The organism is Congregibacter brevis (genome assembly GCF_045689245.1).
GTDB lineage: Bacteria > Pseudomonadota > Gammaproteobacteria > Pseudomonadales > Halieaceae > Congregibacter > Congregibacter brevis.
Map to the genome: position 1 here is coordinate 2,558,000 of NZ_CP136865.1, position 12,156 is coordinate 2,570,155.

The following is a 12,156-nucleotide window of genomic DNA, read 5'->3' on the forward strand; positions in this document are numbered from 1 at the left end:
AACTGTCTAGGCGAGTTCGGTCCTAGGCAGCGTTTAATAAATTCGCAAACGTGGCCTCCATTTTTGCTACGTCCACGGGCTTTGGAAGAAATCCGGAGAATTGGCGCATCTCCGAAGAGTCAGTGTCATGCCGGAGTACATCGGCACTAAGGGCTACGATAGGTATATCGTGATTAAACTCGCGTATTGCCTTCGTTGCATCGATGCCTGACATCACGGGCATTTGTAGATCCATGAGTATTAGGTCGAATGACTCTGAGTTCATGGCCTCGACAGCTTCCCGCCCGTTGTTCGCAACGCTGTGGGTAAGCCCGAATTTTTCGACGATCAGACCAACAAGCATCTGGTTCGCGGGGGAGTCCTCGGCGATGAGGATGTGGCCCTGGAACTGCTGAGGCGCGGAGAGTGTGTCGGGCTGGGGTGACTCTGGAGCGGTTTGCTCCGTCTCGACAGGACCCGTCACCTCTTCGGTCTTAATGGTTAATCGGAAAAGGCTGCCTCGCTCCTGGGGGACATACTCGATATCACCATCGAGGAGCCTGGCGAGGTTCTGACTAATATACAGTCCAAGACCTGCTCCTCCGTGGGTACGATTCATGCCGGTATTTGCCTGGGAGAATTTCTCAAACAACTCGCTTCTGAACTCTTCTGGCACGCCCACACCGGTGTCAGTCACCTCAAAGACTAGTGAACTGGAGTCGTTCTTGTAGGTTACGGCCAAACCTACCGTTCCTTCTTCCGTAAATTTGATGGCATTAGCGACTAGGTTCATCAAAATCTGATTTAAGCGTCTTGCGTCAATCAAGATATAGTCGGGTATCGAAGAAACCTTTGTAAACTCCAGTCCGATGCCTTTGCTATCTGCCTCGGGTTTGAGGATGCGAAGGAAGTTGTCGAGTAATGCTGGCAGGTTCGTAAGCTCGGAATCAACCTCCAGCTGCCCCTTCTCGGCTTTGTTTAGATCGAGAACATCATCGATCAGAGCCGCCAGATGCTTAGCGCCAAACACGACAGCTTCTAGTTTCTCTCTGTCTGTGGGGGAGAGTTCGTTCCGGGACGCGAGGTTTTCCGAGTAGCCCAGCACGGCCGTTAAGGGCGTTCGCATTTCATGGCTCATATTCGCTATGAACTCAGACTTAACCGAGTTTGCGTTGTCCAGTTCGTCAAGATTCTCCAACAAGGCTTTGGTGCGATTCTCAATGCGCATGGAGAATATGTACGAAAAGGCGGTCACCAGTGAGAGGGTGATCGCCATTCTTACGCCAATCGCGTTCCCTAGTAGTTCGGCGGACAGCGGTACGACCACGGCGATAAAGGCGACGTTGTAGATTAATGCTGCACGTTTGTTGACCACTAAAAATGACGCGACAACAATCACGTAAGACCAATAGATGCCAAAAGCGTTAGCGTAAATGGCCAAGATGACGGCAGTGCCGCCAGCAAAGAGGGTTACAAGGACCAGGAGCAAGGTGGGTTGGTAAAAAAACAGAAGCACGGCGTTCAATAGCATCGCTGCGGCTAGCACTAAGTCAACTGCACCGAGCGCGGAAAAGCCTGTAGAGAGGTTATTGAATCCGAATAGGCACAATACTGCCGACATAATGAGGCAGATGTTCCTGAGCACCGACTGGTCTATGACCAGATCGATTTTGTTTTTATCGCGAAAGGGCTGTGTCTCAGCGCTTCTTGCCGCTACCACGGTGTCTGTGTTTTTGGACCACACGTAAATACCCTCTATCAACCGTGTTGTTAAACCGGAATCACTTAATATGGTTTTTAGCGCACGAGTTTTGTTCCAATATTGTTAGAACCTCACGCAGTCTAAACCAAAACGAAGAAGAGGCAACGCTTGGAAGGTGTCTTTATTGTCTGGTCTCTTCGTTTTTATTGCTTTAGGCGTGGTTGATAAAAAAAGCGAGCGAAACCAATCAAGGAAGCAAAAAGAAAGCAAAAAAAAGGCTGCCCGTAGGCAGCCCTTTTTTTGAACATTTGGCGGTGGGCTAAGGATTCGAACCTTAGGAAGGGATAAACCTTCAACGGTTTTCAAGACCGCCGCTTTCGACCACTCAGCCAGCCCACCGGATTCTCGCGTCGCGAGAGGCGCAGATTATACCTACTGATTCTGGCGAGGCAACGGTAGTTTTATCTTTGTTGCCGCAATTCAGACTGAAGTGCGCTGCGCTGCAAATTTACTCTAATGCGGATCCATCATCAGAGTAGATAACCCATATTTTTTTGTAGCCATCGGTCTCCCAGATTCCGGTCCACTCTTTGGGAATAGTGACTGCTTCGCCAGCAGATATTTTTGTCACCGTGCCATCGCTCGAGGTGAGGGTGACGCCGCCTTCAAGAAAGTACATGAATTCGTCGACGCCGTAGGGCTCATTGATCTCCCATCGGGACTTTCCGGCGAGGTACATACCGCTGGCAAAGCGACCGTCGGATGACAGGAGTGAAGTTATGTCTTTTACCGTGTCTGCACCTTCGCCTTTAACCAAGGTATCCGGGTGATCGAAGATCGCACCGGCAATCGCGTCACTACTCATTTCTGCGGGGTACACCACATCGTCTGCTACGGTTACCATTGATGTGATTGAACCAATCCCTCCTATGGCTAGGGCGGCAATTAGTTTTTGTAAGCTGTGTACTGCGTTCATTTGTTGTCTCCAATACGCTGTCTATTGAGTCGAGTTGATTTAAAGAATATAGCCCATGGCAAGGTATGCTCCGCCGGCAGTTGTGGCAGCTATAAGAGCGTAGGGCAGTTGTGTGAGTGCGTGCTGCATTGGCGTGCAACCTGTGGCTTGGGCGGTAAGTACCGTCGCATCCGAATAAAAACAAGCGTGGCTACCGAAGGTGCTCGCGGACAGTGTGGCACCAATCAACAGGGTCATATCTGCGTCAAGTTTTTGCCCCAGTGAAGCGACGATGGGCAGAATGATTACGAACACACCCCAGTTTGAGCCCGTGAAAAATGAAACAAGGCCCATGGCCACAAAAATCGCGAAGGGTAATAACTGGGCGGTGAGCAGGGGCTCAAGATTGGCAACAACGTAGGTGGCAAGGCCCAACGCGTCGTTAACCTCTTTGAGGATAAACGCAGCAACGAGCACGGCTAGAGGCTCCAGCATGGTTTTAAATCCATCCAGTACAGTGTCGAAGGTGTCGTGTAGATCCAAAATCCGCAGTCCAAGTACGATTGCGATAGTGACACCAAGGGCAATGTAAATCCCCACCAGGAAGTCGTTGCCAGAGGCGATGGTCGCGCCGACCAGGCATACCATGGGCCCAACAAACAGCCAAAGCCGAGGTTTCACTCCCTCTTTGGCGCTGATTGATTTATTCGCCGCCTCGATATGCGTGGCCTCTGGGGGCACCGTGAGTCCGCTATCCCGTGCGCGCTCGTCAGCCACCTTCATAGAACCCAATGAGGGGATCCAACCCGCGATCACCAAGGGGACCACCAGAACGGCGGCCCAAGCGTAAAACATGTAGGGAATCGCGCTGATATAAACACTCAGGCCCTGACCATCCTCAGCCAAGCCGTTGGCAACCAGTAGTCCTGCGAAAAATGCCCCCCATGTGGAGTAAGGGATGATGACGCTGATAGGCGCGGCAGTAGAGTCCACAACGTAAGCAAGCTTCTCCCTAGCGATTTTGAACTTGTCAGTGATGTCCCTCATGGCTGCGCCAGCGGCTAGGGAATTCAGATAGTCATCGACAAACAAGGCAATACCCAGAAACCAGGTTGCGAAGAGGGCGCCTCGCTGATCACCGATTCGATCGCCAAGAAAGTGTGTAAACGCAAGGGTAGCACCACTGCGCATTAACAAGGCGATTAAGCCCCCCATGAGACCGCAAACCAGAATGATCCACGCGACGTCCGGATCAGTGAGAACCGCAACCGAGGCCTCGGCCATCCCGGTTACAAAGCCGGTGCCATGGAGCATGATTAAACCAACGAGAGATCCGCAGAGTAACGATTCGATGGGGCGGCGAGTCCAAATGGCGAGAGCGAAAACCAGCGAGGTGGGAATGAGGCTCAGTGCATCGGGACTGGCGGGGTCCATGGATTTAAGCTAGCTGCTCACGCGTAGCGCGATAAGCCGCATCCAAAGCACCGTTCACGAAAGCGTAGGCTGATGCATCGGAGTTGGCGATAGAGATACGACCAATTTTTCGCGCGCCCAAAATGTGCGGACCGTTGCTCGGTCCATACTCGGGCGGATCGGAGTAATCGTTGTATTCATAGCTATAGCCATGGGGCCAGCGGTTGGCCGTAATCGCCGCGATATCGCGTTGGGCATCAAAACTCGTGCTCTTGAGCGCGCCGGAGATCTGACCAACAATCCGGTTTTCCATCTCATCCCAATTCATTTCGTAAATTGAACGACGACCAATCACATGTTGTTCCCGGGCGGTTAAACCCTGATCTGGCGCACAAGGCACGACCGTGCCGTGGAGGATAGTTGCCTGATCCGGATTCTCCGGGAACTGCACGCCGCCCATGCTGACAGGGAAGTCCATGCCAAAGGAGTGCATAAAGTCTGTCTGCATGACGTTGATGCTATGCATGCCTAGCTCAGCGAAAGGTTGCCAGTTACGCATGGCTACGCTCACGTAGATGAGAGGAACCTTGGTGCCGTAGGCAATTGCCTCGCGTTGATCATCCGGTAGTTCAGGGCAAATATGCGGAACTATTGCGTTGTAACAAGCCAAAATCGCATGTTTTGCGCGAACACGATAAGTCTTTCCATCGCGCACGTAGCTTACGTCAACCTGGGACTCATCTGTGGTGTGCCGAACATTCACCGCGGTGCTGTTAAGGCGTAAACGGCAAGGGCTGCCGCGCATATCCAGCTTGGCATAATCGGTGTTCGCTAGTACCAGGTCTTCCATGGTAGAGCCGGGAACCGCTGCCGGTATGAGCTTGCGCAGAATCGCTCTAGCCACACCCGCGTTGCCGTCGGGAAAATGAAATATATAGGGTTCGTCGCGTTCGGGTTCATCGGAGCTATCCTCGGGAAGGTCCAGGTGCTGAGTCCCGGGCATAGCCATGCTCGCGGCTGAGAGGGTCGAAATTGCATCCCAGCCCGCGCCCCACCAGCCCCGGGCACCATCCCGAAACAGATAGTACACGTCTTCAGGCACTCCGACGGTTTCAAGCAGGAAATCCCGATAACTCTGCTTGCGAAGCCACTCCGCGCGCTCTTCCTTAGGAATATGGGCCGCATAGTTCCTAGTGCTGTTTAACAGCTCAACAAGGGCCTTCTTTGCTTCAGCGGGGATAGGGTAATCTCTTACATCGTTTTCGCTAAGAGCGTCATCATCGGCGCTGCGCCAACTTCGCAAACCCGGGAGAGTGAGATCCTTGCCATAGACCGCTTCGGGGAAATAGCTACCACGACCGAGTTCCTTGCGTGCATAGTAGTCTTGGTCAAAGTACTCATAGAAGCGATCGGTATAAATGCCAACGTCGCGCAGTAGTTGAGCCGCGGCTGGGGAGTAACTCCCTGGCGTGTCAATAGACTGGCTCCCTCCATAGCCCACGAGTTTTTTGCCGTCGACGGTAAACTCATTGCGCCGCGCATGACCGCCAAAATCATCGTGGTTATCCAGAATGAGTATGCGACTGTCCGGGCCGTTTTCCTGTTGCCAGTAGAAGGCCGCAGCGAGGCCAGAAATGCCCCCGCCGACGACAATAAGATCGTAGTGCTCGTCTGTCTGCTCTTTGGGGATTTCGAATTTTTTACCGCCCCAAGCCATAGCGTGGGCTATTTCATAAGAGCCGGGCTGGCTGCCCCGCATGCCGGTAAGAGCGGGTGGGTAGGGCACTGTGCTTTTGGATTGAGCGAATAGCTCAATAGGACTTAAGGCTCCGGCGGTTGTGCCAAGGGCAACGCCACCGAGAAAATCTCGGCGGCTGATCTTAAGCCGTGAGGGCATGTGTGGCTTACAAGTTCCAGGTAAAGCGCATACCTACGGTTCGCGGTCTGCTGGGACCAAAATCAAACTGTGCGTAGGGCGAGCCCGGCAGTGTAATGCCGACACCTTGATCGTAGTACTCGTCGTCCAGAAGGTTCTCCACATACAGTGCCAGGGCCCACCCATTGTCTGAGCGGTAGCCACCGAGCGCCTGTGCTTCCGTGTAGCTACCTATCATGCGTTGTCCGGCGGCCACCATTACCGGAGTGAACGGTTCCCAATCAGTTGGGGCATCGTCTTCCCAACTCACGGAAAGATTACCGTACAACTCTCCAGCACCAAGCGGAACGACGGCGTCCAGTGTCGCATAGGCCGTCCATTCCGGAATGTTCGGCGCGGGGGCTCCCTCGCATATTGTGTCGTCACCAATCAGTGCAAGTCCCCCCGTGCACTGGGATTGAACATTCGAGCCTTCGGTTTCGAGGTACGAAACGCCTACGCCAAAACTGAGTACTTCGGTAAGCGCCATATTCCAAACGCCTTCGAAGCCAATGCCGTCTAATTCGGCGTTGCATACTTCAACGATTGGCGACCCGGGTTCACTGCAGGTGCTTTGGAGTCCTTCATAGGAGTAGGTAAAGGCATTGAGCGCCAGCTGGCTGCGGCCATCGAACTGTGTAGCTTTGTAGCCGATCTCATAGGAAATCACCTCTTCGGAATCGAATGAGGTCGGCAGGTTTACACCGGGTAGTGCTACGCCGCCAAAGGGAACACCCGCTAGCGAGAAGCTATTGAAACCACCCTGTTTATAGCCCGTCGTCACACTGAAGTAGATCAGCGTATCTTCCATGGGCCGCCAGTTGACCACCCCGCGCCAGGTGGGCTCGCTCCAACTGAGTGTGTCAGATATGGCTCCCTCGGGTGTGGTGAATCCTGACTGTACGACCTGGCCTAAGAGGCTTCCGTTACGTGCACTTAAGGACTCCTGAGAAAACTCTTTTTCATCGTCGTTATAGCGAACACCGAAGCTGGCATCCAGGGTCTCTGAGAATTCGAATTGCAGGTCTACATAGGCTGCCCAGCCACTGAAGTTGCCCACGGTGCGGTTCCAATCGTCGATGAGTCCGTCGTTGGCGCTGGGCGTCCAGTTACTGGTGCCAAAGTAGTAAACAAGGTAGTCACTTAAACCGTAATAATTGTAGTAATCAAAGAGGCCCTGACATGTATCTCCCCAGTAAACGTTGCAATACACGTCTTCTGCTTGTTGCCCCAAAAACTCGGTATCAATGTCTTCCTGATAGTAGGAGACACCGGCATACCAGTTGAACATGCCTTCGTTATCAGAGGTGAGGCGAAGCTCCTGCTCGAAATATTCGCCTTCCTGTACCTGCTCGTAGTTGAAAATGGTGAGAGTGGTAGCGTCAAAGTCTTCCGTATATCCGTAGTCGTGCTCTTTGTAGCCGGTTAGCGATGTTAAGGTCGCCCAGCCAAGATCGTAGTTCAGCTCAAAACCGATCTGAAATACTTCTCCGCCGTCAAAGAGACCATTGCGGGGGCCGTCGATACGAACGTCCCGAGGGTCGGAGGGTAGGGGGATGTCGCCGTAGATATCTTCGAGCGTGGCAAAAGCCGGGCCGTTGCCCGTGGAACGATAAACGGTACCCGATTGGTCTCTGTCTTCCCATTCAACAAACAGTGTCGCCGTTAAGTTGCCGCCGGCGTCATAGGACCCGGTAAAACGAAGCGCGGATTTTTCGTGCTGAATGAAGTCTTCACCGGTAATTTCATTGGTCGAATAACCGTCTTCCCGAGAATGCAGGCCAGCAATCCGCACACTGATCGAATCGCTGACATCGAAATTGGTTCCGCCTTCGACGCGAACGATGCCTCTCTCGCCCAAGCGGAGATCGACGTAGGCGTCTGCCTCACCCGACGTCGGCCGTTGGCTGATGATATTCATCGCACCCGCGATAGAGTTTCGACCAAACAGGAAGCCCTGAGGCCCCCGAAGAATCTCGGTGCGCTCAAGGTCGAACATGCTGGTAACCGCCGCGCCATTTCGTCCTTGGTAGAAACCATTTTTATAGACACCCAGAGATGGGTCGCCGCCGTTACCAAAGTCGTTGGTGGTGATGCCGCGAACCGCGATCGTGTCTAAAAAACTGTCCTTGGAGTTGCCGCTAACGCCGGGTGTGAAGTTGGTTACATCCTTGATGTCGTCGGTGTTTACTTTGCGAAGAAAGTCTCCCGATAAAGCCTGCACGGCGAGGGGCACGTCCATTACCGACTCGGCACGTTTAGTGGCCGTTACGATGACTTCTTCGAGTTGCTGCGCCTGAGCAGCGCCGGTAGCCAACGCTGCGGACACGGCGAGGGCCAAATGTCTTCGGGAAGAGGATGGTCTCGAAAAATTGGAACGAGTGCGAGTGGGTGAAACTTTATTCATGACGACCCCTTTTGTGCGTGATGGCTAAGCCATTTATCAGTGCCTATGGGAGTCATTGTTGGGATTCTTGTTACGAACCCTCTTACTAACTCCCGTCTATATCGATTACTCCGATACAGAACAGAAACTCTTTTTGTCGCGGGCGTATCACCTATCAATCTTCTCGAAGGGGTACTAAATCCTCTTCGGATGGGCTCACTTGTTCCCGCGCGTTAAATACGGGATGCCGAGGCTCTCTGTTGATATTGATCGTAGACTACGTAACTAGATGGGATCAGACAAGCGCTAACTGCCTAAACAACCCACCCCATTGGGGTAGGGTGTCAATGTTCGAGAGGTATTTTCAAAGCTTCGAGTTCGCAGCGCATAGGTTCCAGCTGCGCTTCATAGCGTCTCCAGCGGCCAACGGAGCGTGTATGGGCGGCTTCTCTCACCTGCACAACGCTTGCGGTAGTTACCGCGCCGCTTTGCTGGTAGAAATCGAGGCACTGGTCTTCCCAAGGGAGTTCGAGATAACTCAGAAGAGCATGGGCGTAGGGCTCTGGGTTGGCAGCAAGTTTTTCATAATCAAGTTCGTGGTATCTGTCACCGAAACGCTCGCGCCAGTCAGCCATCAGATCGTAATAGCGGCCATGATGCCGCGCCATTTCCTCTTGGTCATAAGAGTGAGGGTAGGCGTCCGCAAATAGCTGCTTGAAACTCGCGAAGCAGGCGTCCATGGGGCCCCGCCGGATGTGGATGATTTTGGCATTGGGTAACGCAGCCAGGATGAGCGGCACAAAGCGAAAGTTCACGGGAAGCTTGTCTACGAAGCGGGCTTTGTCGCCCTGCATGGGCTGAGTCAGAGTTAGATACGCGCGTCCTAGTTGCTCGGGATCCAGATTGGCTGCTGCCTGGAACACCCCCTTCAGGCTGCCATCCCCTTGGGCACCCAGGAGTCGGCGACACGCGCCCTCAAATTGGCGTAACTCGCCTGCTGAGTGCACCGCGCTATGACTGCTGATGATCCGTTCAATTAAAGTGGTACCCGTGCGCGGCTGACCCACGATGAAAATAGGCGCCGTGCTGGGCGCGCCCGCGGCTCGGGAGTCCAGCCAGTCGCATGTATAGGTGTCACTGAGCATTTTGAAGAGATCTATCTCAGCGCGCTCGTTGTAGTTTAATGATCGACGACGCGCTTTTGCGCCATCTGCGAAGGCATCAAAGGCCTCCGACCATTCTTGAAGATCCTCTAGTTCCTTGCCTTTTGCGTAGGACAGGAATGCCCGATCGGTATCCCGCAGTTCGTTCCCACGCAAAATGGTTGTGACTTCATCAATGTGCTGGCGATCCTTCGCTTTTTCAAGACTGGATAACAACCAGTGAGCATTCGCATGCCTTGGGTTTTTAGCAATTGCGGCTTCGAGGCGTGATCTGGCGCCGGTGAAATCACCCATGAACATCAGATTGTTTGCACGATTGATGAGGAACCCAACGTTGCCTGGCTGGGTTGCCAAAGCTTTTTCCTGCCATTCGGAAGCGTCTTCGGCATTACCCAGAAGCGTGTATACCGTAGCAATGGTGTCTTGTACGACCGGGTTTTGGTCAGCGTGAGCGACCGCCTTTTTCAAGGCATCTTCCGCCCGGTTTACTTGCCCCTGACGCATGAATATGCGCGCCAGTTGTGCCCACGCACCGCCGTGATCTGGCTGGAGTTTGGTTACCGATCCAAAGCCTTGTATGGCTGTTTTGGAGTCATCGCTGTCCATTGCAATCATGCCGACGAGGAAATGGCCTTCCGGGAGGTCGGGCTTGCGTTGAAGTACCCGGCGGCAGCAATCGGCAGCGCCGGCCTTATCGCCGCGCTGCAGACGATCGTAGCCCTCTCTTAGCGTGGCCTTAAACCACGCCGCTTCACTGGGGTTTTGCTGCGCCATTGCGCTTCCTTAACGTTACGCGAGTTAGCAAACCAAAAGGCTTGATAGAGGACTTGTAGGCAAAAGCCCTGGAAGCCATAGTAACCATTGCTGTGGGCCGAGTCAGCCAATGAAGCCTCACAACTGAAGGGCCACCCAATAAGGAGTCATTATGGCGCGCTATTACTTGCGATATCTCTCGGTGCTGATTGCCTTTACCTGCACATACTCAGTGTCCGCACAGGAAGACGCAGCGGATCTCGTGTTCTACGGAGCGAAGATCTACACCATGGACGAGGCAGCGCCTTGGGCAGAAGCGGTAGCGATTAGGGGAGACACGATCGTCTATGTCGGCAGTGACGCTGGGGTAGACACCTTTGTCGGACCCAACACGCAGCGCCGGGACCTTGCGGGTAAGTTGCTCCTTCCGGGGTTCATTGATAGCCATATGCATGTTGGATCCACACTGCCTTATCTATTTGCTGCGAGCCTGTCGCCTGACATGACGCGCTCAGAGGCCTTGGAGACCATTGCCCAGCACGCACAGGAGTACCCAGACCAAGATCCACTTATTGGCACAGGCTTTTTAGGGGCGGCCTTTGGTCCCGAGGGGCCCACTGCCAAAGATCTTGATAGCGTAGTGTCTGATCGGGCCGTGATCATCTTTGATGAGGGCTTTCACTCTGCGTGGGTAAACACTGTCGCCATGGACGCGGTAGGGCTTACGGCAGATACGCCTGATCCTAAACCCGGCGCGCATTTTTATCGTCGTTATCCCGACGGTAGCCCCACCGGTTGGTTGATCGAGGGGGAGGCCTTTGGCTGGGTGGCCGAGTCTCTGGGCGTGATTGATGCCGAAATCCTCGACAGGTCGGCAGACGAGTTTTTCGCCAGCATGTCTGCGATGGGGATCACAGCCGCATTTGACGCGGGTATGATCGAAGGGGACGGACAGCTGTTTCGATTCATGGGCGGACGCGCTGATGAAGGAAAACTGCCCGTGCGCATCGTCGGGTCTCATTATGTCAACAGTGAGCGAGGACTCCGTACGGCGATGGATGACCTCAGCAGACTTTCTCGCGATTACGAGCATGAGTTTTTTGACGTCGAGGTGCTAAAGGTATCCCTTGATGGCACTGTGGAAGCGCAAACCGCGTATACCATTGAACCTTATCTAGAGCCGCCAGGGCATCGCGCAGAACCTTTGGTTCCTCTTGATAAAACCAAAGAAGTGATTGCCGCGGCAGCGGAGCAAAAGATTGATGTGCACCTGCACGCGATTGGAGACGGAGCAGTGCGTATGGGCCTTGATCTCGTGGAATACGCCCGTTCAGAACATCCCGACAGCACGAGCCGTTTTACTATCTGCCATGCTCAAGTCGTGAATCCAGCCGATGTTCCTCGCTTTGGCGAGCTTGATGTCATCGTGCAGTCCACGCCCACTTGGTACGCCTACGACGATATTGCTTTGGCTTACCTTGGAGAGGAGAGACTGGCGCATATGTATCCACTCAATTCTATTGCGGCGGCTGGCGGAAAAGTGACGCTAGGAAGCGACTTTCCTGCGAGCTGGATAGGCCTTGATGGCATGAACCCGGTGTTCAATATTGAAATGGCGCTGACGCGTCAGCCACCAGGAGATAAAGATTATCTGCCTCAGCCCCCTGTTGATGAGAGAATTACCCTCGAGCAAGCAATTCGGGGCTACACCATTGATGGTGCGTATCAGTTGGGGCTAGAGAAGGAGATCGGCTCTATAACGCCTGGAAAGCAAGCAGACATGGTTGTGCTGAATCGGGACCTGTTTTCCCTGGACGCTCATGGAATCCACGAAACCAGAGTTGTCCTCACCATGGTGGATGGAGAGATAGTTTTTGAGTCGCCCTGAGA

At 53.6% G+C, this 12,156-nt stretch carries 7 protein-coding genes and 1 tRNA gene; 1 reads left to right on the top strand and 7 read right to left on the bottom strand.

All coding sequences use genetic code 11. The features are described 5' to 3' along the window. Positions 1-22: 22 nt before the first annotated feature. The 7 genes from R0137_RS11320 to R0137_RS11350 all read right to left on the bottom strand — a co-directional run bounded on the left by R0137_RS11320 (position 23) and on the right by R0137_RS11350 (position 10,287). Positions 23-1,723, bottom strand: coding sequence for an ATP-binding protein (locus R0137_RS11320; protein ID WP_407326523.1), 1,701 nt, complete (start codon positions 1,721-1,723; stop codon positions 23-25). 267 nt (positions 1,724-1,990) lie between these two features. Then, positions 1,991-2,080 (bottom strand) — tRNA-Ser (locus R0137_RS11325). 109 nt (positions 2,081-2,189) lie between these two features. After that, positions 2,190-2,657, bottom strand: coding sequence for a cupin domain-containing protein (locus tag R0137_RS11330; RefSeq protein ID WP_407326524.1), 468 nt, complete (start codon positions 2,655-2,657; stop codon positions 2,190-2,192). 39 nt (positions 2,658-2,696) lie between these two features. After that, positions 2,697-4,070 carry a Na+/H+ antiporter NhaC family protein gene (locus tag R0137_RS11335; protein ID WP_407326525.1) on the bottom strand — a complete coding sequence of 458 codons (1,374 nt, stop codon included), beginning with the start codon at positions 4,068-4,070 and terminating at the stop codon, positions 2,697-2,699. 4 nt (positions 4,071-4,074) lie between these two features. Then, positions 4,075-5,946: an NAD(P)-binding protein gene (locus R0137_RS11340; RefSeq protein ID WP_407326526.1), complete on the bottom strand. Its 1,872-nt coding sequence runs from the start codon at positions 5,944-5,946 to the stop codon at positions 4,075-4,077. A gap of 7 nt (positions 5,947-5,953) precedes the next feature. After that, on the bottom strand, positions 5,954-8,371 hold the full coding sequence (locus tag R0137_RS11345) for a TonB-dependent receptor (protein WP_407326527.1): 2,418 nt from the start codon (positions 8,369-8,371) through the stop codon (positions 5,954-5,956). Between the two features lie 323 nt (positions 8,372-8,694). Continuing rightward, positions 8,695-10,287, bottom strand: a complete 1,593-nt coding sequence (locus R0137_RS11350; RefSeq protein ID WP_407326528.1) for a tetratricopeptide repeat-containing sulfotransferase family protein — start codon at positions 10,285-10,287, stop codon at positions 8,695-8,697. A gap of 151 nt (positions 10,288-10,438) precedes the next feature. Here R0137_RS11350 and R0137_RS11355 point away from each other — a divergent pair, with 151 nt between their 5' ends. Further along, positions 10,439-12,154, top strand: coding sequence for an amidohydrolase (locus tag R0137_RS11355; protein WP_407326529.1), 1,716 nt, complete (start codon positions 10,439-10,441; stop codon positions 12,152-12,154). Positions 12,155-12,156: the final 2 nt, after the last annotated feature.

What these genes read in the sequence shown, in the direction of transcription:
- R0137_RS11340 (WP_407326526.1), bottom strand. Translation starts at nt 5,946, where the DNA reads ATGCCCTCACGGCTTAAGATCAGCCGCCGAGATTTTCTCGGTGGCGTT.
- R0137_RS11345 (WP_407326527.1), bottom strand. Translation starts at nt 8,371, where the DNA reads ATGAATAAAGTTTCACCCACTCGCACTCGTTCCAATTTTTCGAGACCA.
- R0137_RS11350 (WP_407326528.1), bottom strand. Translation starts at nt 10,287, where the DNA reads ATGGCGCAGCAAAACCCCAGTGAAGCGGCGTGGTTTAAGGCCACGCTA.
- R0137_RS11330 (WP_407326524.1), bottom strand. Translation starts at nt 2,657, where the DNA reads ATGAACGCAGTACACAGCTTACAAAAACTAATTGCCGCCCTAGCCATA.
- R0137_RS11335 (WP_407326525.1), bottom strand. Translation starts at nt 4,070, where the DNA reads ATGGACCCCGCCAGTCCCGATGCACTGAGCCTCATTCCCACCTCGCTG.
- R0137_RS11355 (WP_407326529.1), top strand. Translation starts at nt 10,439, where the DNA reads ATGGCGCGCTATTACTTGCGATATCTCTCGGTGCTGATTGCCTTTACC.